The sequence below is a fragment of the Leptothoe sp. EHU-05/26/07-4 genome (assembly GCF_043421015.1).
In the GTDB taxonomy this organism is placed as follows: Bacteria; Cyanobacteriota; Cyanobacteriia; order Phormidesmidales; family Phormidesmidaceae; genus Leptothoe; species Leptothoe turfae.
The window spans coordinates 2,011,564-2,035,000 of record NZ_JAXSQV010000007.1 but is presented as its reverse complement, the minus strand read 5'-3'; the positions used below and the strand labels follow the sequence as shown (position 1 = coordinate 2,035,000).

Annotated in this window: 28 protein-coding genes, 3 tRNA genes and 2 rRNA genes (1 of these 33 cut by a window edge); 19 read left to right on the top strand and 14 right to left on the bottom strand. The window is 48.9% G+C overall.

Translation table 11 applies throughout. The annotated features are described in order from the left end of the window. From U2F10_RS33530 to U2F10_RS33515, 4 genes are all read right to left on the bottom strand, one after another. Nucleotides 1–1,526, bottom strand: a 23S ribosomal RNA gene (locus tag U2F10_RS33530) (its annotated part extends 1,160 nt beyond the left edge of the window); the annotation flags it as partial. 173 nt (nt 1,527–1,699) lie between these two features. Beyond that, a tRNA-Ala gene (locus U2F10_RS33525) sits at nt 1,700–1,775 on the bottom strand. Between the two features lie 5 nt (nt 1,776–1,780). Then, nucleotides 1,781–1,854, bottom strand: a tRNA-Ile gene (locus U2F10_RS33520). A 115-nt stretch (nt 1,855–1,969) separates the two neighbouring features. Further along, nucleotides 1,970–3,458, bottom strand: a 16S ribosomal RNA gene (locus U2F10_RS33515). Nucleotides 3,459–4,013: 555 nt separating this feature from the next. On the opposite strand from U2F10_RS33515, the gene glyQ reads away from it, so the two are divergent. From glyQ to U2F10_RS33470, 9 genes are all read left to right on the top strand, one after another. Then, nucleotides 4,014–4,937, top strand: coding sequence for a glycine--tRNA ligase subunit alpha (gene glyQ, locus U2F10_RS33510; RefSeq protein WP_006518790.1), 924 nt, complete (start codon nt 4,014–4,016; stop codon nt 4,935–4,937). 39 nt (nt 4,938–4,976) lie between these two features. Then, a complete protein-coding gene (locus U2F10_RS33505) occupies nt 4,977–5,465 on the top strand; it encodes a DUF4079 domain-containing protein (protein ID WP_163665878.1) in 489 nt (162 codons plus the stop codon). Between the two features lie 109 nt (nt 5,466–5,574). Then, nucleotides 5,575–7,077 carry a ComEC/Rec2 family competence protein gene (locus U2F10_RS33500; protein ID WP_163665880.1) on the top strand — a complete coding sequence of 501 codons (1,503 nt, stop codon included), beginning with the start codon at nt 5,575–5,577 and terminating at the stop codon, nt 7,075–7,077. 71 nt (nt 7,078–7,148) lie between these two features. Continuing rightward, nucleotides 7,149–7,235, top strand: a tRNA-Ser gene (locus tag U2F10_RS33495). A 106-nt stretch (nt 7,236–7,341) separates the two neighbouring features. Next, nucleotides 7,342–8,346 (top strand): site-specific integrase, encoded by a 1,005-nt coding sequence (locus tag U2F10_RS33490; RefSeq protein ID WP_163665882.1) that lies wholly within the window; start codon nt 7,342–7,344, stop codon nt 8,344–8,346. A gap of 210 nt (nt 8,347–8,556) precedes the next feature. Next, the gene (locus U2F10_RS33485) at nt 8,557–9,897 is read left to right on the top strand and encodes a DNA adenine methylase (RefSeq protein ID WP_499874507.1); all 1,341 of its coding nucleotides are present in this window, start codon (nt 8,557–8,559) and stop codon (nt 9,895–9,897) included. Between the two features lie 204 nt (nt 9,898–10,101). After that, nucleotides 10,102–10,650, top strand: coding sequence for a hypothetical protein (locus U2F10_RS33480; protein WP_499874505.1), 549 nt, complete (start codon nt 10,102–10,104; stop codon nt 10,648–10,650). Further along, entirely contained in the window at nt 10,623–11,129 is a 507-nt protein-coding gene (locus U2F10_RS33475; RefSeq protein ID WP_499874504.1) for a hypothetical protein, read from the top strand. Before U2F10_RS33480 ends, U2F10_RS33475 begins: the two co-directional genes overlap by 28 nt. Before the next feature lie 16 nt (nt 11,130–11,145). Beyond that, nucleotides 11,146–11,481 (top strand): hypothetical protein, encoded by a 336-nt coding sequence (locus U2F10_RS33470; RefSeq protein ID WP_499874502.1) that lies wholly within the window; start codon nt 11,146–11,148, stop codon nt 11,479–11,481. Between the two features lie 13 nt (nt 11,482–11,494). Here U2F10_RS33470 and U2F10_RS33465 read toward each other — a convergent pair whose 3' ends face one another. The 3 genes from U2F10_RS33465 to U2F10_RS33455 form a co-directional block, all read right to left on the bottom strand. Next, nucleotides 11,495–12,439, bottom strand: coding sequence for a hypothetical protein (locus U2F10_RS33465; RefSeq protein WP_499874501.1), 945 nt, complete (start codon nt 12,437–12,439; stop codon nt 11,495–11,497). A gap of 154 nt (nt 12,440–12,593) precedes the next feature. Then, nucleotides 12,594–12,875 carry a hypothetical protein gene (locus U2F10_RS33460; RefSeq protein WP_163696466.1) on the bottom strand — a complete coding sequence of 94 codons (282 nt, stop codon included), beginning with the start codon at nt 12,873–12,875 and terminating at the stop codon, nt 12,594–12,596. Then, on the bottom strand, nt 12,872–13,165 hold the full coding sequence (locus U2F10_RS33455) for a hypothetical protein (protein ID WP_163665896.1): 294 nt from the start codon (nt 13,163–13,165) through the stop codon (nt 12,872–12,874). Before U2F10_RS33455 ends, U2F10_RS33460 begins: the two co-directional genes overlap by 4 nt. A gap of 63 nt (nt 13,166–13,228) precedes the next feature. On the opposite strand from U2F10_RS33455, the gene U2F10_RS33450 reads away from it, so the two are divergent. The 8 genes from U2F10_RS33450 (at nt 13,229) to U2F10_RS33415 (ending at nt 18,195) form a co-directional block, all read left to right on the top strand. After that, on the top strand, nt 13,229–14,272 hold the full coding sequence (locus U2F10_RS33450; protein ID WP_499874500.1) for a metal-dependent hydrolase: 1,044 nt from the start codon (nt 13,229–13,231) through the stop codon (nt 14,270–14,272). After that, nucleotides 14,269–15,201 carry an HlyD family secretion protein gene (locus tag U2F10_RS33445; RefSeq protein ID WP_499874499.1) on the top strand — a complete coding sequence of 311 codons (933 nt, stop codon included), beginning with the start codon at nt 14,269–14,271 and terminating at the stop codon, nt 15,199–15,201. The genes U2F10_RS33450 and U2F10_RS33445 overlap by 4 nt, the downstream gene beginning before the upstream one ends. Further along, entirely contained in the window at nt 15,146–15,781 is a 636-nt protein-coding gene (locus tag U2F10_RS33440) for a TolC family protein (RefSeq protein WP_499874497.1), read from the top strand. The genes U2F10_RS33445 and U2F10_RS33440 overlap by 56 nt, the downstream gene beginning before the upstream one ends. Next, nucleotides 15,756–16,028 (top strand): thermonuclease family protein, encoded by a 273-nt coding sequence (locus U2F10_RS33435; protein WP_499874496.1) that lies wholly within the window; start codon nt 15,756–15,758, stop codon nt 16,026–16,028. The genes U2F10_RS33440 and U2F10_RS33435 overlap by 26 nt, the downstream gene beginning before the upstream one ends. Next, nucleotides 15,988–16,218: a thermonuclease family protein gene (locus tag U2F10_RS33430; protein ID WP_499874495.1), complete on the top strand. Its 231-nt coding sequence runs from the start codon at nt 15,988–15,990 to the stop codon at nt 16,216–16,218. The genes U2F10_RS33435 and U2F10_RS33430 overlap by 41 nt, the downstream gene beginning before the upstream one ends. Before the next feature lie 58 nt (nt 16,219–16,276). Continuing rightward, nucleotides 16,277–16,804 carry a hypothetical protein gene (locus U2F10_RS33425; protein ID WP_499874494.1) on the top strand — a complete coding sequence of 176 codons (528 nt, stop codon included), beginning with the start codon at nt 16,277–16,279 and terminating at the stop codon, nt 16,802–16,804. Between the two features lie 123 nt (nt 16,805–16,927). Continuing rightward, nucleotides 16,928–17,401 carry a hypothetical protein gene (locus tag U2F10_RS33420; protein ID WP_499872385.1) on the top strand — a complete coding sequence of 158 codons (474 nt, stop codon included), beginning with the start codon at nt 16,928–16,930 and terminating at the stop codon, nt 17,399–17,401. Next, nucleotides 17,401–18,195, top strand: coding sequence for a hypothetical protein (locus U2F10_RS33415; RefSeq protein ID WP_499872383.1), 795 nt, complete (start codon nt 17,401–17,403; stop codon nt 18,193–18,195). Before U2F10_RS33420 ends, U2F10_RS33415 begins: the two co-directional genes overlap by 1 nt. Here the strand turns inward: U2F10_RS33415 and U2F10_RS33410 are convergent. Then, entirely contained in the window at nt 18,183–18,407 is a 225-nt protein-coding gene (locus tag U2F10_RS33410; protein ID WP_499874493.1) for a hypothetical protein, read from the bottom strand. The genes U2F10_RS33415 and U2F10_RS33410 overlap by 13 nt on opposite strands. A 264-nt stretch (nt 18,408–18,671) precedes the next feature. Here U2F10_RS33410 and U2F10_RS33405 point away from each other — a divergent pair, with 264 nt between their 5' ends. Next, nucleotides 18,672–18,854, top strand: a complete 183-nt coding sequence (locus U2F10_RS33405) for a hypothetical protein (protein WP_499874492.1) — start codon at nt 18,672–18,674, stop codon at nt 18,852–18,854. Then, entirely contained in the window at nt 18,854–19,285 is a 432-nt protein-coding gene (locus U2F10_RS33400) for a tyrosine-type recombinase/integrase (protein WP_499874490.1), read from the top strand. Before U2F10_RS33405 ends, U2F10_RS33400 begins: the two co-directional genes overlap by 1 nt. 36 nt (nt 19,286–19,321) lie before the next feature. Here the strand turns inward: U2F10_RS33400 and U2F10_RS33395 are convergent, their stop codons facing one another. The 6 genes from U2F10_RS33395 to U2F10_RS33370 all read right to left on the bottom strand — a co-directional run bounded on the left by U2F10_RS33395 (nt 19,322) and on the right by U2F10_RS33370 (nt 23,275). Continuing rightward, nucleotides 19,322–19,531: a hypothetical protein gene (locus U2F10_RS33395; protein WP_499874489.1), complete on the bottom strand. Its 210-nt coding sequence runs from the start codon at nt 19,529–19,531 to the stop codon at nt 19,322–19,324. Nucleotides 19,532–19,568: 37 nt separating this feature from the next. After that, nucleotides 19,569–21,086: a hypothetical protein gene (locus U2F10_RS33390; protein WP_499874487.1), complete on the bottom strand. Its 1,518-nt coding sequence runs from the start codon at nt 21,084–21,086 to the stop codon at nt 19,569–19,571. Nucleotides 21,087–21,099: 13 nt separating this feature from the next. Beyond that, nucleotides 21,100–21,459 carry a PadR family transcriptional regulator gene (locus U2F10_RS33385; protein ID WP_023071944.1) on the bottom strand — a complete coding sequence of 120 codons (360 nt, stop codon included), beginning with the start codon at nt 21,457–21,459 and terminating at the stop codon, nt 21,100–21,102. A gap of 250 nt (nt 21,460–21,709) precedes the next feature. Next, nucleotides 21,710–21,997: a hypothetical protein gene (locus tag U2F10_RS33380; protein WP_499874485.1), complete on the bottom strand. Its 288-nt coding sequence runs from the start codon at nt 21,995–21,997 to the stop codon at nt 21,710–21,712. Continuing rightward, entirely contained in the window at nt 21,997–22,632 is a 636-nt protein-coding gene (parA, locus tag U2F10_RS33375; RefSeq protein ID WP_499874484.1) for a ParA family partition ATPase, read from the bottom strand. Before parA ends, U2F10_RS33380 begins: the two co-directional genes overlap by 1 nt. A 94-nt stretch (nt 22,633–22,726) precedes the next feature. Beyond that, the gene (locus tag U2F10_RS33370) at nt 22,727–23,275 is read right to left on the bottom strand and encodes a hypothetical protein (RefSeq protein ID WP_006518765.1); all 549 of its coding nucleotides are present in this window, start codon (nt 23,273–23,275) and stop codon (nt 22,727–22,729) included. Nucleotides 23,276–23,437: the final 162 nt, after the last annotated feature.

The window sequence follows — 23,437 nt, the reverse complement described above, 5'->3', positions numbered from 1 at the left end:
CATCCACAGCTTTTCTAGGCACTATCGTTCACTACGCAGCTTCCGTAGAAACTTCCCAATCCATTTAGGGTGTAGCTAGTTGTCATGCGTCCCTGCAATGCTCCACAAACAAAGTTCAGGAATATTAACCTGATATCCATCGACTACGCCTTTCGGCCTCGCCTTAGGTCCCGACTAACCCTCCGCGGACGAGCCTTCCGGAGGAAGCCTTAGGTTTTCGGGGTAGATGATTCTCACATCTATTTTCGCTACTCAAGCCGACATTCTCACTTCTGCTTCGTCCACACCTGCTCTCGCTAATGCTTCTCACTACTACAGAACGCTCCTCTACCACTTGATAAATCAAGTCCACAGCTTCGGTACATCTCTTAGCCCCGTTCATTTTCGGCGCAAGAACGCTTGACCAGTGAGCTATTACGCACTCTTTCAAGGATGGCTGCTTCTAGGCAAACCTCCTGGTTGTCTCAGCATTCTCACCTCCTTTATCACTTAGAGATGATTTGGGGACCTTAGCTGATGGTCTGGGCTGTTTCCCTCTCGACGATGAAGCTTATCCCCCACCGTCTCACTGGCAATGTATTCACTGGGTATTCTGAGTTTGTCTCGATTTGGTACCGCTCTCGCAGCCCGCACCGAAACAGTGCTTTACCCCCCAGCTATAATCACTACCGCTGCGCCTAAACACATTTCGAGGAGATCCAGCTAGCTCCGGGTTCGATTGGCATTTCACCCCTAACCACACCTCATCCGCTCCTTTTTCAACAGAAGTCGGTTCGGTCCTCCACTTAGTGTTACCTAAGCTTCAACCTGGACATGGTTAGATCACCCGGGTTCGGGTCTATAAACACTGACTATCGCCCTTATCAGACTCGGTTTCCCTTTGGCTCCGTCATTCTCGACTTAACCTGCCAGTGCTTATAAGTCGCCGGCTCATTCTTCAACAGGCACGCTATCACACGTTTAATCGTGCTCTAACTGCTTGTAAGCTCATGGTTTCATGTTCTATTTCACTCCCCTCCCGGGGTTCTTTTCACCGTTCCCTCGCGGTACTATTCGCTATCGGTCACACAGGAGTATTTAGCCTTACGAGGTGGTCCTCGCTGATTCAATCGGGATTCCACGTGCCCCAACCTACTCGGGATTCAGCTAGTATCCTTCAAATTTCGACTACAGGACTCTCACCTTCTTTGGTTCACCTCTCAAGTGATTCGTCTATCCTCCAGATTCCATATCGCTGTCCCACGACCCCAACTCTGATAAGAATTGGTTTAGGCTCTTCCCGCTTCGCTCGCCGCTACTAAGGGAATCGAGTTTTCTTTCTCTTCCTACAGCTACTAAGATGTTTCAATTCGCTGCGTTCGCTCGTACCCACCTATAGATTCAGTGGGCCGTACGTAGGGTTGCCCCATTCGGAAACCCACGGATCAATGCATGCTTCCTGCTCCCCGTGGCATATCGCCGGTAACCGCGTCCTTCTTCGCCTCTGTGTGCCTAGGTATCCACCATGAGCCCTTTGTAGCTTGACCTCTCAGTCTTTTTACTAAAGGTTCTCTGTGTCGAACTACCTATTCGACTAATCTATGCAGTTGTCAAGGTTCTCGCTAGACCTAAATCCAGCAGCCTATTCCCCTAGCCCATCTCTTAACAGACCTAAACAGGGTGCTGAAGTTATTCCTATCTCTGCCAATCTGACAATATTTGGTGGAGGTAAGCGGACTCGAACCGCTGACATCCTGCTTGCAAAGCAGGCGCTCTACCAACTGAGCTATACCCCCATCAGTGGGCCATCCTGGACTCGAACCAGGGACCTCACCCTTATCAGGGGTGCGCTCTAACCACCTGAGCTAATAGCCCCAGCCTATACAACCTAAACAATAGTTTGAAATTCCCTCAATCCTGTCACGACCTAGAGTGACCAATATCGCTCCTAATAAAAATTCGTTCGGAGTCGATTCGGTAGGTCTCCCTTAAAGGAGGTGATCCAGCCACACCTTCCGGTACGGCTACCTTGTTACGACTTCACCCCAGTCATCAGCCCTGCCTTCGGCACCCCCCTCCGAAAACGGTTAGGGTAACGACTTCGGGCATGGCCAACTTCCATGGTGTGACGGGCGGTGTGTACAAGGCCCGGGAACGTATTCACCGCAGTATGCTGACCTGCGATTACTAGCGATTCCTCCTTCATGCAGGCGAGTTGCAGCCTGCAATCTGAACTGAGCAACGGTTTATGGGATTAGCTCACTATCGCTAGTTGGCTGCCCTTTGTCCGTTGCATTGTAGTACGTGTGTAGCCCAGAACGTAAGGGGCATGATGACTTGACGTCGTCCACACCTTCCTCCGAGTTGTCCCCGGCAGTCTCTCCAGAGTGCCCAACTGAATGATGGCAACTAAAGACGTGGGTTGCGCTCGTTGCGGGACTTAACCCAACATCTCACGACACGAGCTGACGACAGCCATGCACCACCTGTCTCCTCGCTCCCGAAGGCACTACCCAATTTCTTAGGTATTCGAGGGATGTCAAGTCCTGGTAAGGTTCTTCGCGTTGCATCGAATTAAACCACATACTCCACCGCTTGTGCGGGCCCCCGTCAATTCCTTTGAGTTTCACACTTGCGTGCGTACTCCCCAGGCGGGATACTTAACGCGTTTGCTTCGGTACTGCACGGGTCGATACGCACAACACCTAGTATCCATCGTTTACAGCTAGGACTACAGGGGTATCTAATCCCTTTCGCTCCCCTAGCTTTCGTCCATCAGCGTCAGTCTTGGCCCAGTAGAGCGCCTTCGCCACTGGTGTTCTTCCTAATATCTACGCATTTCACCGCTACACTAGGAATTCCCTCTACCCCTACCATACTCTAGTTAATCAGTTTCAGTTGCTCTCCCACAGTTGAGCTGCAGTCTTTAACAACTGACTTAATTGACCGCCTACGGACGCTTTACGCCCAATAATTCCGGATAACGCTTGCATCCTCCGTCTTACCGCGGCTGCTGGCACGGAGTTAGCCGATGCTGATTCCTCTGGTACCGTCAGATCTTCTTCCCAGAGAAAAGAGGTTTACAATCCACAGACATTCCTCCCTCACGCGGCGTTGCTCCGTCAGGCTTGCGCCCATTGCGGAAAATTCCCCACTGCTGCCTCCCGTAGGAGTCTGGGCCGTGTCTCAGTCCCAGTGTGGCTGATCTTCCTCTCAGAACAGCTACTGATCGTCGCCTTGGTAAGCTCTTACCCCACCAACTAGCTAATCAGACGCGAGTTCATCCTCAGGCACATTAAGCTTTCAGCTCTCGCCATATGGGGTATTAGCTTCCGTTTCCAAAAGTTGTCCCCCGCCTAAGGGCAGATCCTCACGCGTTACTCACCCGTCCGCCACTCACCCCGAAAGGTTCGTTCGACTTGCATGTGTTAAGCACGCCGCCAGCGTTCATCCTGAGCCAGGATCAAACTCTCCATGGTAATCTCATTGCTCCCTAAAGAAAAACAAGACTCATTCATCAAGTGTTGACCTGACACTCAGTGTTATCTAAGTATCCGGTCGTTTGACATCGGCCTCAACCTCGTGATAAGGTCTAACCAATTTCAAACTAAAGAAATTAAACAGGATTTTGTTAGAATCTCAAACTATTGATTTGTCTAGGTTCTGCGCATTTTGGTGACCGGTTTCAACCGCTTTTCCGTCGAGCGCTTTACTAATATAGCGACCTGATAAACCTAAGTCAACACCTTGGGTGAATTTATTTTTTTGAGCTATTTCCCTTGTTCTGCAAGGTGTTCAGCTATTTTGAATCAATTTTCTACGGCGAGCGCTACATTTTTTCGTCTCCTTTTATACAAATTCTTCGGACGTCAGAATTGAGTTTTAGGAGCTGGTTAATGGCCAGTTCTATAGATGTGAACGGGTCTTACGGACTAGTAAAACTACTGATCAACTGATTTTGCGATAGGTACTAGGTTTTTTCCTCACTTCAGAGGAGAATGTGACGGATATAGATATGATTCGAGGAAAGCGCGGTGAATTTTCAGTCTGTCATTGCTACGCTGCATGAGTTTTGGTCGGCGCAGGGATGTTTGATTGTTCAGCCCTATGACACTGAAAAGGGGGCAGGGACTAAAAGCCCTCACACGTTTTTGAGGGCTATTGGCCCGGAGCCTTGGTCTGTTGCTTATGTTGAGCCTTGCCGTCGCCCAGCTGATGGCCGCTACGGGGAAAATCCAAATCGTTATCAGCATTACTATCAGTACCAGGTACTGATCAAACCCTCTCCTGGCAACATTCAGGATCTGTATCTAGAATCCCTACGGGCATTGGGTATCAAACCGGAGGATCATGATATTCGGTTTGTGGAGGATAACTGGGAAGATGCTGCGGTTGGCGCTTGGGGTGTTGGCTGGGAGGTTTGGTTAGATGGGATGGAGGTGACTCAGTTTACGTATTTCCAGCAGTGTGGTGGTCTGGATTGTAAACCGGTGTCCATTGAGATTACCTATGGTCTAGAGCGATTGACGATGTATTTGCAAGAGGTGGATGCGATCGCAAAAATCCAATGGAGCGATACCGTCACCTATGGCGATGTTCACATGCAAGGTGAAATTGAATGCTCCACCTATAACTTTGAAGCCTCAAGTCCAGAGCTATTGTTGAACCTGTTCAACCTATATCAGCAAGAAGCCGAGCAGCTGATGGAGCGAGAACTTGTACTGCCCGCTTATGACTTTGTCCTCAAGTGCTCCCATACGTTTAACTTATTAGATGCCCGTGGCGTCATCTCAGTCACCGAGCGCACCCGTTATATCCGTCAGGTCCGTTCACTCGCCCGTAAAGTTGCTCAGCTTTACTATGAACAACGCGAGAAACTCGGCTTTCCCCTATTAAATGATGACAATAGGGAAAATTCACAGGCAACAAGCCATAAAGAAAACGCCGTACCTGCCTAAAATAAGGGCAGATAACAAACGCGTTAGGAATATTTGATTATGGCGTCTAGCTTAAGAGCGTATTTAGAACCGATTGCCGCCTGGTTTGCTCAGTTTGGCTTACCAGAATCCATTACCCACTGGGGTCATCCCGCCATGATGGCTATTGTTGTCTTTGCCATGGGCAGCAGTGCCGCCATTGCAGGCTGGAAAATTCGTACCGGTGCGCCAGACGCCACCATGGGTTCTATGCCTGTACGCAAATTCCATAAAAAAGTAGCTCTGTGGATGACTACATTTATTGGGATGGGTTATACCGGGGGGCTTCTATCCCTAGTTATGCAAGGCCAGCCTATTCTAGAAAGCCCACATTTCTGGACAGGGTCAGCGGTGCTTGGATTGCTCGGTCTCAACGGTGCCATTTCCATGAGTAAGTTTGGTGGCGGTCAAGATTCTCTCAGAAATGCCCATGCTTATATCGGTACAGCCGCTGTAGCCCTTATGGTCGTCCACGCCGCTTTAGGATTAAAGCTGGGGTTGTCCATCTAACCCACATCCAAAGACCTTACTCCTGCCAATAGCTGGGGAACGATAACCCAAGGCGCTGCTTCTAACGAGTTGAGGCAGCGCTTTTTACGTTGTCTCTTACTCAACTACCATGACACCCTGGGGATTCATTATTATCTGCCTAAGCTACATTTTAGGTCTGCTCTCCACAGGTATCGCTGTTAGTCAATCCAACCAGCCTATTGCAGGCTACGGTCTTTTAATGCTTAGTTTAGTCCTAAGCATTTGGCTACCAAAACAATGGCGATTAGGCCCCACAGGGCGTCAGTGGCTATTTGCCGGAATCATCGGTCTGATCGGAGCCATTTACTGCCTATGGCGCATTCCACAACCTGAAATTGACGATATCAGCCGCTATGCCCCTGGCACCTATAGCGTCTATGGAGAAGTCACATCACTCCCCCAGCTCAACCGTAACGGTAAACACAAGTTTTGGCTCAAACCCCATGGAGTCCAAAACCGTTCTGAGCAGGCAGACTATATTAGTCGACAGCCTGCTAGCGGCAAACTATATGTCACGGCTCTACCTGAGCGCAGCGCCAATCTATATCCAGGTCAAGCCATTAAAGCAACCGGTCGGCTATATGCACCCAGTTCCACAGAAGAGTTTGATTTCAAAGCCTATTTAGCCAGACAGGGTAGTTTTGCTGGACTGAGTGCTAACTATATTGATGACTTAGCCAACCCAGAACAGTCTCAACATGGGCTCTGGCAGGTACGGCGGCGGATTGCTAATGCTCAAGCTCGCTGGCTTGGTGACACTAAAGGTCATTTAGTCAGTGCCATGGTGTTGGGCCGTAGGGCTGTTGATTTACCCTACGATATTCGAGATGCGTTTATCACAGCAGGTTTAGCTCATACTCTGGCAGCCTCTGGCTTTCATGTGGCACTCGTCCTGGGGATGGTATTGGCGTTATTAAAAAGATACTCGAACCGCACTCAAGCAATCGGCGGTAGCATTGCTCTATTTATTTATGTAGGCCTGACCGGCTTACAGGCCAGCGTAATGCGCGCGGCCATTATGGGTCTTGGGGCCATGCTGGGGTTAGCGTTAGAACGCAAGGTCAAACCTTTGGCTTGTTTAGGGGTAGCTGTTTTTTTATTATTGGTTTGGAACCCTCGCTGGATATGGGATATCGGCTTTCAGCTAAGTGTGATGGCTACCCTGGGTTTAATAGTCATGGCTACTGCCCTAGCCAAACGTTTGGATTGGTTGCCCAGCGCGATCTCAACTCTCCTAGCGGTTCCCATCGCAGCTTATATTTGGACGTTACCGCTACAGCTCTATCACTTTGGCACTGTTCCGTCCTACAGCATTGTTTTAAATATTTTTGCTACGCCACTGGTCACAGTCATTAGCTTAGGTGGATTTATCAGTGCAATGGTTAGTTTGATTTGGCCTTTAGTGGGGGGTGCGATCGCATGGCTCTTGGCTATACCATTACAGCTTTTAATTACCTTAGTGACGTTCTTTAACCAATTGCCAGGAAACCAAGTCACTATCGGAAATATATCTGTTTGGCTCGTAGTATTAGCCTATGGCCTCTACGGTAGCATTACCATTTGGCTAGCTCGTCGAAATCAGGAAGTCTAGGTCTGGAATGTTCGCCTCGGTGTAGAATAAACAAGCTCAAAATATGGGCGAACCTAATTGAATAGGTCCCTGGAGAGGTGGCAGAGTGGTTGAATGCGGTAGACTCGAAATCTATTATGGGCTTCGGTTCATCGGGGGTTCGAATCCCCCCCTCTCCGTTTAATAGCAAGGGTTTCGGCCTTTGACAATAAAGAGAGAAAGACTTCCTCAAAGCAGCTTTTGTGAGCTGAAAACAGGTGATTGTGGACTGTTTTTGGGGAAGATATGGGGAAGAATTTTGCACCTGAAAAAATCGATATAGGCCCCCGTCTGCAAGCGATTAACCAGCAGTTGGAAAAGGCCAGTTTGCGGCAAAAAGGTGGAAAGCTATACATCCGAGGCAAGTCGGTTGATTCGTTTCCGCCGAAGCCAGGACAGGATAAGCCGCGACGGGTGGAGCTGGCGCTGAACTGTAATGCTTCGCTGGCGGGGCTGAAGGTGGCGAAGGCGAAAGCACAGGAGATAGACAGTCAGCTGCTTTGGGGTCGGTTTGACTGGGGACCATATCTAAAGGACAAACAGAAGCTAGCGAAGACGTTAACGGAGTGGATTGAGAAGTATAAGGCTGACCACTGGGCGTCTACACCTAGAACGCTGACTAAGGAAAACTCGTATCAGAAAAACTACCGTTTGTTTTTGAAGCGTCTGCCGCAGGAGAAGATTCTTACGCTGGATCTATTGCGGTCAGAGCTTTTGAAGGGATCTAAACCAGGTACTCGTAGTCGTGAGTTTTACTGCATGGCCTACGGTAGACTGGCGAAATTTATGGCAAAGCAAGATGCGATCGCAACCACAGACCTGACCACCTTCCTAGCCGAGCTTAAATCTCTCAAACAGGGTTACAGCCCAAAGAAGATACTGCCGGAAGACTTACCGACTGACGAGCAGATCGTTGAGATTTGGCAGTCGTTGAAAAATCCCAGCTGGCAATGGATTTACGGCATGATTGCTACCTATGGGTTGCGACCCCATGAGGTGTTTCATGTTGATGTGGAGCGGTTTATGGCTGACACTGAGGTGTTGCGGGTGGCGGATAATACTAAGACGGGGACGCGGTTGGTGTATCCCTGTCCGGCTAGTTGGCGCACTACGTTTAAGCTGTGGAATGTGCGGTATCCGAATATTCGGCGGGAGGGGCGCAGTAATGGCAAGCTGGGGGAGAAGGTTTCGCAGCAGTTTCGGGAAATTGGGATTGGTCATAATCCCTATGCGTTGAGCTGGGCTGACTGAGGGTTTTAGGCTGATCCTTTCTAACTATTGAAGAGTGCCTGAGTAGTGGGCAGCAAAACCTCGGAAGTCGTCAGTATCTACGTTGTGGCAGTTTCAGCCAATAGTTAACCATTTAAATCGAATCCCCCAGCACTGTGACCTGAGATCTATGGGCTAAAAACGGGCATTCAAAGCGAGTGCAAAAAGGTTAACTCAGGCTGGAGAGGATTGATGCTAATAAGAACTCGGCCACAGGTAAAGCCGGATGAAATGCCAAATCCCTGTTCTGGGGGAACGATTGAGCGTCCGGCACTACGTTACTTCGGTGGGAAGTGGCGATTGGCTCCATGGATTTTGCAGCATTTTCCAGCGCATCGGATCTACTGTGAACCGTATGCGGGAGCTTTTAGTGTTGGCTTACGCAAGCGCCCGGCTGCTGTGGATGTACTTAATGAGTGCAATCCGGGGGTGACGAATTTCTTTGAAGTTTTGAAGGACTGGCCACAGGAATTAATCGCAGCACTGAATGCATCGCCTAAAACACGGGATGAGTTCAAGCGATGCGTGGTGTTCGAGGGGAATGCTTTTGAACAGGCGAGGCGTTTCTATCTCTATTGTCAGATGAGTTTTAGCAATGGTGGTGGACGCTGGAGCAGTGGCACGAGTGAGGAGCGATTGCGCCTGGTGCAAAGCCAGGACTGTGATTATCTGATGACCGTTTCTCAACGGTTGGCGAATGTGCAGATTGAGCAGGATTTAGCTGAGTGTGCGATCGCAAAATACGACAGTCCAGAAACACTGTTCTATATTGATCCGCCCTATGTGCAAAGTACGCGCGGCAGTAAGGACACACGCCACATTAATGGAGCACCCAGACGACAGTATGCCTATGAAATGGAGGATGACGGCCATCGGCAGCTAGCTGAGCAGTTGCATTCTGCGCAGGGGATGGTGGTACTCAGCGGCTATGAATCTGATCTTTACGCTGAGCTGTATCCCGGCTGGCGCTGCGTCAAGAAGCAAGTCCAGACTAGTCAGGGGTTACGGACGGAATGCATTTGGCTTAAGCCCACTGCGGGTGAACGGATCTATCTGCCTCTATCCTTTGGCGACAAGTGTGTTTGGGCTCCTAGCTTAGTTAGATCTGACGGTTTTATTGAGATCCATGCTCATACAAACGGGGAGCCGATCACGGCGTACCACCTCTGGAATGCTGTGACATCAAAAAACTGTCGACAGCAGCCTCCGACTACAGCAACGTCGGTAATCACTGACAGCAGTAAGTCTAAGCACCGAAAGCATAATCAGAAAGGGCAAGCTAGCGGCTGGCTGGAGACTCGCACTGGCAATCGAAAACGGAAGACGCCGAGTATCAGCTACTACTATCGGTGGGATTCTCCCCAGGGTCGGATTACCGAGTACGTAAGTACTTCAAAACTGTCTGAAGTGTCCCGAATGCTGGCGGAGAACTGCCCAGCGCTGGAGATATTGAGATATGTGGTGAAGGGCAAGAAAAAGCTTTCAAAATCAGTTCAGAGCTTATTAGGTAATAGTAAAACTGTAGGAGTGTAGACAGTTTTTTTAGATTCTATCCAGAATAAACAGAATTATTTTTATTAGTTACCTACAGATTTATTGCCATCTAAAATCAATATTCTGAGAAAACTTGTTTTCTGGTGATTCACAGAATCTTTACCAGAATTCGGGGAAATGGCTGTGACTTTTTTTTCTCAGAGCTTTCCATAATATGGGAACTGAAAATAAAAAACTTTTTCCATGACTGAGCAGAATTCTACCGTTGAGCACCAGATTCGTCCGACTGTCTTGCAGGACCAGCTTGGTATTAAAAAGGATGCTTACTATGCTTATCTGAAGCATTTGGGTATCACGGCTGAGAAGGATTCTACTAGTAAGGCATTTCTGAATTCTGAGCAGGAAAATTTAATCCGAGCGCTCCGTAAGCATGTGGTTGCTGGTGGAAAGATTGAGGCTTTTGAGGTTGATGAGCAACCAGTAGCGCTGGCTATTGCCGATGGAGGCGAATTGGGACAGGTCACTGAGCAACCCGTTGAGGAAATCAATCCAGCCCAGGGGTTAGATATGGAGGCGCTGTATCTGGAAGCTTCTGAGCTGGCGGCTCAGCGGCTCACGGCGGGGCAACAAGTGGTGATGGCGATGGCTAGCCGCATGACCTATGAAGATTTGCATCCTACCGCTAAGGCTAAGGTTGACCATGTGCGGACGGTCGCTGTCCCAAAATTCAATGCTCAGGAGGTGGCGGAAAACCTTCTGAATCAATGCCGTCAGCAGATGCAGGTGGCTTAGGGCAGACAACCGAGGGGTTTAAACATGTATGCGCTGCTATCGATTCGGGTAGCAGCGTTTTGGTGCTGGCTGAGTTGGGGATGGTGGGAACGATGCCCCAGGATTTGGCCAAGCATTATGAGGGTGAATTTGAGATCGCAACCGCCATTTACAAGGGCAGTGGCAAAAAGTTCTTTGTGGCTATTGCTGAACAGTTGGATATCCCAACGACTGAGCCGAAATACAACAAGGAGGGTGAGCCGGTTGGTGAGAAGGCGATGACCATGGATGCGCTCAAGGATGAAATCGCTGAAAATATTGGCTCTCAAACGTTGCTAATTTTCCCTGAGGCAAAGCGATTGACGACGGGGGTGAGGTATTGGTTAGAGGATGCGATCGCAAATGGCGTAAAGGTCATCTGCTTTGCAGCGACGAATCCTGGCCGGGATATTTTCTTGGAGGTGCTGGAGGTTGAGTTAGAGCTGCCTGCCCAGCGATAAGTTGATCCGCGAGACGATGCAGGCCGAGGCGGAGCGGATGGGGTTGCAGTTGAGTCGGTCTCGGTTGGCGGAGCTGCAGCCATTGGCCGGACGGAATCCGATGCTGGCACGGAAGGTGATCCGTAATGAGCGGCTTGGATTGAATCGGGAGGCTAGCCTGCAACATACTCAGTACGTGGTGATTATGCCGATTTTGATCGCCTGTTTGATGGCGTTTGGAGTGGTGCGATTTATTGGGATGGGGACGCGGAATAAGAGCCTGTATATTTTTGGTGGTGTGGCGTTGATTGCGGGGATGACTTTCAAGCAGGTAGGCCAAGTGAGAGGGGCACGGAAGCGGTTGGGTCAGTAGAGATTTCGAAAAATTAGACCGGATTGGATGGAAATGAGCGATTACTTAAATTCCAAGCTTCATCATCTCCTTCGCACAAACTAGCTCGTGTGTTCCGGTAGGAAAACTGTCGTAGAATTTCTCCTGCAATAAATTGAGCATTCATCAGGAAATTGCCAATTTCTACCCGTTTATATCGCTTCGCATCATAGCGACGCTCTACCAATTTTGGATATCTCTCAACCACTGACACTAGAAGTTGCTGATCGATATCTGGAAAAAATGTGGATACTTTCCTTGCAGTTTTTTCTATATCATGACCATATTTTTTTTGAAGTTTACGATCCAATTCATCTTTCTCAAGACCCTTAAATCGCTCATCCTTAGCTATGAGTGCACCTTTTAGGATTAGTTCACTGGAAATACAACAGTTTTGAATAACAGCGTACTTATCGAACGACCCTAAAGCAATTGCTGCTGCCTCAAGCTGCTGTCTGGCTAACCCCCACCATTCCAATGTTCTTTTGGGAATAGAATTTTCTTCTCTTAATTCGTTGATGCCATATGCAAAATCCATAAGATCAATAAATTGATCGTGGAATCTCAGGACTTCTTTCTTGTCGCTAAGAAATACTTGCTTTTGAATCTCTGTCATCTCTTCTAAAAGGTTAATCGGATCCAAATGAACATATCCAAAAATAAGAGGAATTCTGAGAGGAAAAAAGATATCTCGAAAAACTACTGCCCCTACATGGACAGGAGGCATTTGAAGATCTCTTAATCCGTAAATTTGAGTATAGATTTGTTGAACGGCATCAGAAATTGGGTTGTCATTGATAGAGACACTACAGTGAGGATAAAGGCGCTTTAAAGCTTCTAGCGGTGCCCGACAGGAACGTTGATGAGGGTTAATCCCTTGAGCAATAAGTTCGTTATCGATTTCCAATACTATGTCGAAAAAATTTTCTGGAACTTGCATCAAGGTTTTCCATATCCAGGGTTCAAGCTTACTTGTTGTAGCGTAATCATTTTGAGGGCAGAGCAGTCTAAAGAATATATCCTGTTCGTACTCAAGACAGCTCCTATGATAACGATTACCCACGCTGCAATCGCAACCACCAATTATCCTATTTTCAAACAGCCTGTTTCCGCCACCAGCTAGCTGCGACAGCGAAATCAACCGTATCAGTAATACAGGTCACGCCTGAGCGGGTACCATCCAGATGCTCGTAGTCGGTGGCAGTGGCGGCGGCAAGTTCTTCAAACTCAGTGGTGAGTACTCGGGCTATTTTGCCATCTTGAAAGCTGACGACGATTTCACGGGTATCAGCATCATAATGAGCATCAATGATATCCTCTGGCCTAACCGGGGGGGCGACTACCACCGCATCATGTAGAGTCTGGCTTGTGTTCATTGGGTATCTCCATAAATTGAATCCCAGACTTCCCAGGCTTGATCAAGATTTTGGGCAAGCAGGTTAACGTACTCATCTATTTTAGAGGCTTTGATTTTTCCCGATAGGATATCGGTTTCACCAAATGATTTGTCGTAGTTATCGGGACCTCCATCTTCTCGTCTGCCAAGATAAATGCGCAGTTCCCATTCTGGCCGAGTGGGACTGGGTTTGACATGGACATGGGGTGGATGGTGGTCTCGAGTGTAGATCAGATACAGGACTCCACCGAGTCTAAAGATGGTAACCATGGTGCTTTGGGCAGTGCATTCCAGTGGGAATTCTGACCCTACTGGTTATCTGTAAGATTGTCCATGATGGCAATTACTCATGCTGCGTTGGCAAAGCCTCTCCCCTGGAGAATCGCAACCGCAGGCGTATCCCTATTCCTAGGTACAGCGGCTCCTCTACCGTTAGGGTTGGCAGTATTAGGCTCTCAGCTGCCCGATATCGATACCACCACCAGTCTGATCGGCCAAATCTGCTTTCCCATCAGCTCATGGATTGAAGACCGCTATCCCCATCGATCCATCACCCATTCCTTAGTGGCCACGGTCACGCTCACTGCGATATCCCTAGGAATAGGGTTTGCGCTAGGGGCAATAAAACCATGGCTAGCGTTGCCATTGGGTCATGTGTTGGCCTGCTTTGCCGATTGCTTCACCCGTCAAGGAGTCCAGCTATTTTGGCCGGTTCCAGTGTGGGCCATCAGCATTGGCAATCCTAAACGCAGAATCTGTACAGGTGGCCCCGGTGAATATTGGGTACTCTCCATTGCCATCGCGATTTTGGTCACTGGCCTATGGCTGGCAGGTGCAGGTAGTGTGCAAACCCAGGTAAATCAAGGTTTGGGACTCAGGGATGGTGCGATCGCAACCTACAACCGCAATGCTGCCACCGCCGAGGTGTATGCCGACATTATCGGTGTGTGGAATCATGACCGTACAGACGCCACTGGCAGCTATCTGATCCTCGGCAATGAAGGCTCAGAATTTATTGTCACGAATGGCAAAGGCGTCTATAAAACTGGTGAAAGCATCATTACTGAAAAGCTCATAACTAAGGCAGGTAAGCTAACACAGCGATTAACAAAGACTCTCTCGTTAAATGATCAAGACATAGCTGCAGCGTTGGGAAATCTGATGAATTCCTATCCCGGCAACAGCATTTATCTCAGCGGTTCGATTGTTGTTGATTTTCCAGAAGAGATCCAGACCGTTAGCGACGGGCGGCAGCTGGAAACCATAGCCGTATCTGGTGAATCCGTGACGCTTAGCTACCATCCGGTAGAGCTTGCGATCGCACAGCTCAACGACCAGTGGGCTACCGGCACCATCACCGCTCTGATTCTGGAATGATTCGACGCACCCTCTCTTATCTACTGAGCACAGCAGTGTTGACGGGGATGACTGCCTTTGGGGAGATTTATGGCCCGTATCCCCCAGAACCAGTATTCTCAACCACTGCAAGCGACGACCCCAAACGGCTAACCATTAGTGTCTCGGTGGCTGACCCAGAAGATTTAAAAGTCAAGGAAGGCGACCAGGTATTTGCTACCCAGCTACTGGCCGACCGTGGACGGGAACGTAGACAACTGGAGGCTCAGGCAAAACAGCTTGACCTGGCACTACACCGGCTAGAGGTAGCTACCATCACTCCGCCACTGCCACCGGCTACCCCACCAGCTATTGAAAGACCGACGTATTTGGAGCAGAATGCGGCGATTGATAGAGCGAAGGCTAATGTAGACCAGGCTGAAGCAGCGATACAGGCAAAGCATCAGGAAATGGCCTACCTAGCGGAGCTACCGAACCTTAACCCATTGGTATTGGAACATGAGTCAGCGAACCTGGCGGAGCTGCAGCGAGAGCATACTGCCGCTGCGCGGGATTATCAGCTAGCCCTGGGTAAACGCTCGACGGCGGAGTATGAGCACTCGCGGGCTGTGGCCGTCGATGCTAGCGCTCGCAATCGTGACCAGCTGAGTTATCAAAACCAATGGGCACAGTATGAACAGCGGCTCAGGGACCGTGATTATCAGATATCTCAAACTCGATTGAAGCTGGATGAAATTGACAATGCGATCGCAAACTTGGCCATCATCCGCAGTCCCTACGCTGGCAGGATTCGGCGGGTTAAGTGGCTGGGTCAGGATGCTAGCGGTCTGCTCAATGTTGAAATTACTCTCATGGTCCGCACCAGCACTGGCCCTTCCTTGTCTGAACAGTTCGATGGATTGTTTAGAGAGGCTGACTCAGCAGGCGATAGCGCAGTCATCAGAAATTGAGGCGATCAATCAACAGCTTGAACTTACGGCTGAACGACAGGATTATGCAGAAGCGCGGCAATGGACCAACTATCTGACAATGGACCCGGTGCGGTTAATACAGAACGTTTTGGGCGGTGGGGATGTGCAGCGAGATCGGCTTGCGATCGCAACGCTCGAACTCGAAGCCGCCAATCTGATTCGCCGTCGTGAGGAAGTGACCGAGGGCATTGCCCGTGAGATCGTTGACCTAGTACTAAATTATGAGCACCTGGACCGACAGGCCATGCTGCTGGTATCGCAGCTGGAGAGTCATCGACTACAGGTGGCGGTGGCCGAGGCTAGATACCGAACGGGACAGGGGGCAACGACTAGCATGATTGGTCTGTGGCAGCGGACCGCCGACCTGGCGGCTCGGTGCTCTGAGTATCGTATCGGGCAAGCTCAGGACATACAAAACCTGGAGATACTGATTGGTGAAACTGAAACGCGGAGTTATGCCGCTCATGTTGGTGGGTGTGGTAGCCGTCCTGCCTCGTTTATTCCCAGAGCAAATTGGGTTAGCCCTGAAACAGGTGATTCCCAGCAATCAGAATACTGAGTGGTATCAGGTGGTAGAAGGCTCTATTTACGATGGTGATACGCTGCGGGTTGAACGTGGTGACCAGGAGCTGAAAATCAGATTTTGTGGGACGGATTCGCCTGAGATAGAGCAGCCGGGCGGGATTGAGGCACGGGACCATTTGCGATCGCTAGTTGCTCAAGGTGATGGGGCTATCGGTGTAGTGCCGATTGAGAAAGATCGCTATGGCCGCACAGTGGCTGACCTGTGTGTTATCCCGTCCTGATGGCTCAGAAATTCATCTCAATTCTCAGATGGTGATGGATGGGATGGCTTATCACTATGAGAAGTATTCGAGCCGCTGCCCACAGCCAGATGTGTTAGTACGTGCTGAGGAGATTGCTAAGAAGCAGTCAGCAGGAGTATGGGCCGATGCCGGAGCCATGAAACCTTGGGACTACCGAAAAAAGCAGTAGTCGATTTCTTCAGAATGAGCTGTATTCTAAATGCGAGGTTACTTTAGAGTGATGTCCAGTGAGTGAGAGTAATCCCCCATCTGAACCAGAGAACAATCTTTCCATTGAAGAAAGAAAACTTGCATTAGCAGAAAAGGAGCTTGCTCTTAAAGAACAGGAGCTTAGGGCTAATATCAATCAAAAGAGTCGAGATCTCTGGTTTACGTCCCCAGTCCTGTTAGGTATTGCATCTGCTGTCTTTGGATTATTGGGTACTGGAATTGGAGCAGCACTTCAAGGCCATGCAAGTTTGAGGCTAGAACGACAAAAATTTGAGTTTCTTCTAATCCAGAAATCGCTTGAGCCATCCGGCGAAGAAAGTAGCAGTGATGATAGGAAAGAAGCCGCTAAGCAGCTCGTATTCTTGGTTGACTCTGGAATTATTCAGAGTTTAGATGCCGAAAAAATCAAACAACTGGCAGAAGAACCCGAAAACCTTCCTACGTTCTCTCAAGGTTCGACTTGGTTCAATTTTTTCGAAAATATTGAAAATCCTAGCCGCGTTGATCGTTCACCTTCGCATAACAGAGGTGGCTCAGCACGATAAAACTACTTGCAACTCTTTAAAGAAAATATTCTTTGAGGGATTATTTTCATACTAGCTGAACCAATTCTAGTTCCAACTAAGTTTGTTTGGATATCATAAGGTCATCGAGTTTGGAGGCCAAGTATGATGGCCAAACGCAAGCAACGAGGGACAGCAGGGGATAAAACGATCTGCCTGCCCATCGCCGATAGCATTGATTATGACCAGTTGGTTGAGGACCGTGAGGCCTACCGAGAGTACCTGAACGAGCAAATAGCCAGCTATCCGGAGCTGTTCCCCGAGGGAATTGAGGAGGGATATCGGTTTCATGGGTGGGTGACCTCAGCTCGTCAGCACCTGAAAACACGTCGTATATATCTTCCCAAACAAAAAACAGCCTATCAACTGCATCCCGATTTCGTCACGCCTTATATGAGTGAAACGTCTGAGCTAGCAGGCAAAGCAATGTATTTGAGAAAGCATGGCCTCTCTTATGATGGGATTGCTTACGTATTGGGCCGCTCGGAGATGCATTGGTATCGGTTGTGTCAATCTCTTGGCCGAGCATCCATTGTCGGAACAACGTTGAAAACAGAAGAGTCGCTCCCCCCCATCTAGTGGCCGATGAAAAGCATGGTAGCCATCAAGGAGAGCGTATCTATTGGGTGGTGACAGCGGCTAAGGGGTGTATTGTGGGCAGTGGTCTGAGCCCAACGGCTGGATACGAGGACTTGCAAGCGGCGTATGGGGACTTTGAGCAAGAGATGAGCGACCATGCCCCTGACTATCGACCTGAGACAGTCACCACCGATGGATGGGACGCGACTCGTCGAGCCTGGGAAACCCTATTTCCTGGCATCACCTGGATTCTATGCTTTCTACATGAGGTGATTAAAGTGCGTGATTGGTGTCGCTCTAAGCCTGAGTTACGCACCTGCTTAACCGACAAGCTTTGGCATATCTATCACGCCACCAGCAAACGTCAATTTGCTCAGCGATTGCGTCGTTTTCTCGAATGGACACAATCGGTGGAGCTTCCCGACGCCATCCATGACCGGTTACAACGACTCAGAGAAAAATCTCTATTTTTCCAGAGAGCCTTCGACTTTCCTAATGCCTCTCGCACCAGTAATCAGGTGGATCGCCCCATGAACTATCTCGACCGGGCACTCTATGCCATGCAAGATTTTCATGGGGCTTGGGAGGCTGCTGAGTTATCCGTTCGCTCCATGGCGATGCTGTGGAACTTTCATCCATTCTGTCGTAAAACTCAGCAGCAAAATGGAGGTTGTTTGTGTCCCTTTGAGAAACTCAATGGCTTCCGATATCATGACGACTGGATGCGTAATTTGTTAATTGCCTCTTCTCTCAATGGACGGAGACCGTTGATTACATCCCCTCACACAAACTGAGGTGGAATCAGAACCAATTTTCTTACTTGTTTTTCCAAGGTAGTGAGGCGTCGTGCCATTGAGGCCACATTGTCTGGATCCGTTTTTTCCAGGTATAGACCAATTGCTTCCTTAACTACATCACTGGGAGTTTGACCGGTTTCGGTTGCGATCGCACATATCTGGTCATGCCAACTATGGGGAATCCGGGCCGAGGCGATGGGCTTGCTCATGGTGTAGACAGTGTAAACAGCGTTAACGGTTGCCAGGTAAGACGTCAGCTACTTTATTTGTCGCTGAAACTGTAAACGCTGTTAACCGTGTAAACACCTACGAACATTGAGTTAGCCCCCATGTGACAGTTGAATTTTGCCGGGGTCAATTCTCAATAAACAGCCACGTATTTTGGGCGTTTGAGCCAAACCCTTGAAAACTCGTTTACCAACTGACTGATTTATACTTGTAATTTAGTCAGTTTGGGAATTTGGACTTGGGTGATGCTGCAAACCAGCGTGACTAATTTTAAGCGAGGAAAAAATAGTCAGTATCGCAGTCGTGAGTATCTAACGGCGGATGAGATGCAACGGCTAATGGACGCGGCTGAAAACAGAGGGCGGCATCCTATTCGCGATCTCACCTTATTGTTATTGATGTATCGCCATGGGCTGAATTGTTATTGATGTATCGCCATGGGCTGAGGGCCAGTGAAGCGGCTTCGCTCCGTTGGGATGCGGTGCTGATGGATGATGGTTTGCTTAATATCAAACGGTTAAAGGGCAGTAAAAGCGGTGTACATCCGCTCAAGGCTGATGAGCTAGCGGTGTTGGCTAGCCTCAAAGTTGTTGCGCCGGGTCAATATCTGTTTCCCAGTGAGCGAGGGACCCATATTACGTCCTATGGCATTGCTAGCTTAGTAAAGCGATGTGGCGAACTGGCTGACCTGCCGTTTAAGGTCCATCCCCACATGTTACGCCATGCCTGTGGTTATCATCTTGCCAATCAAGGGTTTGATACTCGGCTTATTCAGGAGTGGATGGGCCATCGGGATATTAAAAATACAGAGCGCTACACGGCACTCAATGTTGAACGGTTTAAGGAGATTCAATGGTGAGTAATTGACTTTAGATAACCCAAAGTTGTTGTTTCACTATGGCGTTGTCTGAACTGTTGGATATGTTGAGTCTACAGGGGTGATATTTGATGTGGTATGTACCAGCACACCAGAGCCACACAGTATTGCTACTGCTATGGATAACAATTTAACGATTGTTGGACCAGATAGTCGGAGATTGAGTTCTAAGCCATCAGGTTCTGGTGTGGGCGGTGTTGACATTGGTTGTTTCTGGCGAAAGAACATTGGTTTATCCCTCGTTGTATAGCAAGCGAATTGAGACTCAGTCGTCAATGGTATGGTCTTGATTAGAGCCTAAAAACAGGTTATCCAATTGAATCTGAACGTAATAAACCCAAAGAAGAAAAACTAATTCGTGCATCAGTCGTCGCCTGATAGCCCAAGGTGACATATCTGTTTTTTTAAGTCGGCGTTGTAGATACCCTAATTCGGCAACACATTCTTCTGGAAGAAAGGCTATGAAATGGGCTGTACGCGACAGACTTATTGAGAGTCGAAGTTGAACAAGCATTACCAACAAACTAAGCAATACAAGTAATGACGTCCCCCACAAAATCCTTGACCGCCTTAAAATACGGGTGCGATTAGACTCACTACTCAAAAGAGTTTCTAAGGAACTTCCTTGCAGCAGTGATAATTCGTGGATTTGTTCTAATTCCCTAGCTATGATGGACACAAGTAAGCTTTTATTCGTTCTATCCAGAGTCTGCTCCAGGGTCTGCAACTGTCCCCGAACCTGCTGCGGTAGCAGAGCTAGATTCAGGCTCTGCTCCAGAGTCTGTTCAAAAGCCTGTAACTGAACCCAAACCTGCTCCCGAGCTTGCTCCAGATCTTGAGTCCGATCCTGAACTCGAGCTTGTGCTTGCGCTTGCGCTTGCGCTTGCGCCTGAAGCCGAATTCGAGCCTGCTCCTGAGGCATATTCAGAACCAGATCGCGAGCCAGCATCTGATTCTGAGTCAAGACATGAGCTTGCTTCAGAGCCTGCTCCTGATTCTGAACCCGAGCCGGGAAGTTGCTAAGAGCTTTGATCAGAGTACCTTCATGAACCCAAATCTGCTCCAGAGCATTAATTTGGGCCTGCAACCGAGCTAAGAGCTGTTCCTGAACTTTTTCAGGAACCAAACTGAAATCTAGAGTTAGAGACTTGTCCAAAGCCCAAACTCGTTTCAAGGATTGAGTCTTCTCTTGAGCCTGAACTTTCTCCAGTGTATGAATCAGGGCCTGATGCTGACCCAGGATTTGTTCCAGAACCTCTTCCTGAAAAACATCCTGAGTCCAAATCTGCTGCAAGGTCTGAGTCTGCTCCAAAGCCAGAGTCAGAGAAGACTCAAGTGTGTGAGCGTTAGTTTGTTCCCAAATCAAGCCCAAATAGATAGTCATCACCCAAGCCTGATTCAGATCCTGATCTAGATCCTTAACTTGAGTTACCCCCTCAGCTTGAGTCAGAACCCAAGCTCGCCCTAAAGCCTGAGTTAGGGTGCGAGTCTGAGACGGCTCTAGATTCGAATACACCAACCTAGTGACCTGTAAATTCTGCGTTTGGGCAATTCTCTGAATTTTTGATTTTGCTTGGCCTCGTTCTTCTGCAGAGCTTTGTTCATTTGTCAGCGTATTAACTGCTTGAGACAGCTCTAAGACCCATGGTTGATAAACAGTGCGATACTTCAATATTGTTCGCCACTGCAGAGCTGAAAATCCAAGAACAATAAGATTACTTACTCCCACTAATAAACGATCGCGCCAAAGATTCCTTATCCTGCGCTTAAGTCGCTTCTCCACCTCAAGTTCCTCCTCAAGTAGCTGGAGCCTGACCCGCTCTCTGAGCAAGCAATGCGCGATACTCTTGCACCGCTCTTAGAGATTTCACCCCTAAGCCAGTCACCTTGTAATACTTCCGTCGAGCACCCCCTGACTCATCTACCTCATCACCCCATTGCCAGGACACCAACCCCTTCTTCTCAAGACGATTCAGTGCAGGATATAAGCTGCCAAACTTCAGCTCACTAGGGCGACCTAGATTAAGCTGGTCCAGAATCTCCAGACCATACAGCTCACGCCCCATCAACACAGTAAGAACATCCTCATCTATTGCCGAGATGCGCACTGGTTTTTGATCCTTATCATCAGAATCTTTCTTCTTCTTGGAAGGCATAACACCAACCTCTACACTGACATCGATTCAATATCGATATCTACATACTATTGTAAAAACATATAATTATGTATATTTTTCTAGAAGATTTTTGGCAAATCCCTCAAACGCCTTTCCTGACTGGCGAATAGGCTGCTAAAAATTTTAAGGAAGTCGCTTAGTAAAGGGCTGAGAACGCAATTCTACCCTCAACTGATACCCCAACATTGCTTAGCCAACTATCCAAATGGTCAGATATCCAACCGTCTGACTATTTTGCTATCAGCCGCTCCAAATCCACCTGATACCGCTCCGCCAAAAGCTCAGCGATAATATCACTCATATCCACATCCGCATCACTATCAAACGCCTCCCGCTTTAGCGCCCGGTGCAAATCCACCGGAATATAAACCAACAGCTTCTGATAATCCGGGCGTTTGTTCTTACCCATCCCCTTCGACACCGGCACCCTCGGCCCTAAATCCGCCCCATCGTCAGAGGCCGCATTGATCAATTGCTCAATCGCCTCAGCATCCCGTTTGGGTCTCGGTTGCGGCATTAGCCAACCCCCATCAGTTTCAGAATTTCCTTAGTCAGATTGGTCACCTCTCGCTGGGCCTTTTCATCCTTTAGCTCGTAGATAGTGGCCCCATCGGCACAGCGCTGAAACGCCACCCGCTGATGCACCACCGTTTTTAGCAAGTCACCATCCATCTCCTTAATCACCTGGCGCAACTCCCGATCCAACGAAGACCCCACCACTGCTTTACTCACTACATAGGCAATCTTGATGTCAGTGTAGATGGCCCGGATCGGGTCCATCCGTTCCAAGGTTTGCTCGGCAGCCCACAGATCATAGGACGATGGACTGATGGGGATTAACACCAAATCCGCTGCTGCCACTGCAGATAACGTAATCGCCTCCGCCCGCCCTGGCGTATCAATCAAACAATCATCATGACTGCCCTGCAACGCATCAATATCCCGATTCAGCGTTTTCCTGGCCGCCGCCAATACCGTAAACGGCGGTCTCGACACCTCATCCCGAATCGCAGCCCAATCATTAACCGAACCCTGGGGGTCCGCATCCACCACCACCACCGAACGGCCCAACCGTGACAGCGCCGCCCCAATATTCACGCACAGTGTCGATTTACTCACCCCGCCCTTCAAGCTAGCAATGGCGATTCTCATAACAAAACTAGTGGTCTGGCAGCTAGCCTACACCGACATCTCATCGCTGGTTAGTCAGCTGTCTGAATATCTAGATATCTGGCTATTTAGATAGCTAAACCTTCTCCACCCGCCAGGAAATCTCCAGGTCCCCCTCATCCCCTCGGGTAAACCGATAGCCGTAGCATTCAAACGCTTCTCCTGGCAGGTCTTCCATCCCCAGCAACAGCGCTAACTCGCCAACAGGCAACCACCAACCCCGGTCAGCCACCTTATCCAGCAGTTCATACCGAGCTAGGGGCTCCGTCTGTAACGCCCGTCGAATTGCAATTAGGGGTGCTTGTTCGGCGGATACATCAGCCAGGGCAAACAACTCACTGTTTTGTCTAGCCGCCAGTGGTTTAGCTGCCGTTGTCCTTGGGTGACCGGTAACCACATCCGCCGCATCCTCAGTGGTCAGCCCATCCTCATTAATCAACCGATGGATCTCATCAAGACACTCCAAAGCAGCCTGACTGACATAGGATCTCACCCCTGCTTTGAATGGAGCCAAGGCAGGATTTTTTGACTTAAGAGCATTAATGCGAGCATAGACTTGCGATCGCACCAATCCATAACGCTCCATCAACTGAGCCACCGGGAAATCTGTATCTTGTTTTCTCATTTATATGATTTCCTGTTTGGTCTCTCAGTCATTTATCCACAGGCTTTTAATTCAAACTTATTTGCACATATTTGCCGAACAACAGTTGAATTATTTTCACCTTATCCGTACACTTGTACTGTACACATCAGAACGCCAGTCGAACCTTAAACGAACAGCGTG

What these genes read in the sequence shown, in the direction of transcription:
- U2F10_RS33370 (WP_006518765.1), bottom strand. Translation starts at nt 23,275, where the DNA reads ATGAGAAAACAAGATACAGATTTCCCGGTGGCTCAGTTGATGGAGCGT.
- U2F10_RS33480 (WP_499874505.1), top strand. Translation starts at nt 10,102, where the DNA reads ATGACTGAGCAGAATTCTACCGTTGAGCACCAGATTCGTCCGACTGTC.
- U2F10_RS33400 (WP_499874490.1), top strand. Translation starts at nt 18,854, where the DNA reads ATGTATCGCCATGGGCTGAGGGCCAGTGAAGCGGCTTCGCTCCGTTGG.
- U2F10_RS33420 (WP_499872385.1), top strand. Translation starts at nt 16,928, where the DNA reads ATGATGGCCAAACGCAAGCAACGAGGGACAGCAGGGGATAAAACGATC.
- U2F10_RS33445 (WP_499874499.1), top strand. Translation starts at nt 14,269, where the DNA reads ATGATTCGACGCACCCTCTCTTATCTACTGAGCACAGCAGTGTTGACG.
- U2F10_RS33385 (WP_023071944.1), bottom strand. Translation starts at nt 21,459, where the DNA reads ATGCCTTCCAAGAAGAAGAAAGATTCTGATGATAAGGATCAAAAACCA.
- U2F10_RS33450 (WP_499874500.1), top strand. Translation starts at nt 13,229, where the DNA reads ATGATGGCAATTACTCATGCTGCGTTGGCAAAGCCTCTCCCCTGGAGA.
- U2F10_RS33475 (WP_499874504.1), top strand. Translation starts at nt 10,623, where the DNA reads ATGCCGTCAGCAGATGCAGGTGGCTTAGGGCAGACAACCGAGGGGTTT.
- U2F10_RS33405 (WP_499874492.1), top strand. Translation starts at nt 18,672, where the DNA reads ATGCTGCAAACCAGCGTGACTAATTTTAAGCGAGGAAAAAATAGTCAG.
- U2F10_RS33485 (WP_499874507.1), top strand. Translation starts at nt 8,557, where the DNA reads ATGCTAATAAGAACTCGGCCACAGGTAAAGCCGGATGAAATGCCAAAT.
- U2F10_RS33395 (WP_499874489.1), bottom strand. Translation starts at nt 19,531, where the DNA reads ATGTTCTTTCGCCAGAAACAACCAATGTCAACACCGCCCACACCAGAA.
- U2F10_RS33500 (WP_163665880.1), top strand. Translation starts at nt 5,575, where the DNA reads ATGACACCCTGGGGATTCATTATTATCTGCCTAAGCTACATTTTAGGT.
- U2F10_RS33380 (WP_499874485.1), bottom strand. Translation starts at nt 21,997, where the DNA reads ATGCCGCAACCGAGACCCAAACGGGATGCTGAGGCGATTGAGCAATTG.
- U2F10_RS33460 (WP_163696466.1), bottom strand. Translation starts at nt 12,875, where the DNA reads ATGAACACAAGCCAGACTCTACATGATGCGGTGGTAGTCGCCCCCCCG.
- parA (WP_499874484.1), bottom strand. Translation starts at nt 22,632, where the DNA reads ATGAGAATCGCCATTGCTAGCTTGAAGGGCGGGGTGAGTAAATCGACA.
- U2F10_RS33505 (WP_163665878.1), top strand. Translation starts at nt 4,977, where the DNA reads ATGGCGTCTAGCTTAAGAGCGTATTTAGAACCGATTGCCGCCTGGTTT.
- U2F10_RS33490 (WP_163665882.1), top strand. Translation starts at nt 7,342, where the DNA reads ATGGGGAAGAATTTTGCACCTGAAAAAATCGATATAGGCCCCCGTCTG.
- U2F10_RS33470 (WP_499874502.1), top strand. Translation starts at nt 11,146, where the DNA reads ATGCAGGCCGAGGCGGAGCGGATGGGGTTGCAGTTGAGTCGGTCTCGG.
- U2F10_RS33410 (WP_499874493.1), bottom strand. Translation starts at nt 18,407, where the DNA reads ATGAGCAAGCCCATCGCCTCGGCCCGGATTCCCCATAGTTGGCATGAC.
- U2F10_RS33440 (WP_499874497.1), top strand. Translation starts at nt 15,146, where the DNA reads ATGGATTGTTTAGAGAGGCTGACTCAGCAGGCGATAGCGCAGTCATCA.
- U2F10_RS33430 (WP_499874495.1), top strand. Translation starts at nt 15,988, where the DNA reads ATGGCCGCACAGTGGCTGACCTGTGTGTTATCCCGTCCTGATGGCTCA.
- U2F10_RS33455 (WP_163665896.1), bottom strand. Translation starts at nt 13,165, where the DNA reads ATGGTTACCATCTTTAGACTCGGTGGAGTCCTGTATCTGATCTACACT.
- U2F10_RS33465 (WP_499874501.1), bottom strand. Translation starts at nt 12,439, where the DNA reads ATGCAAGTTCCAGAAAATTTTTTCGACATAGTATTGGAAATCGATAAC.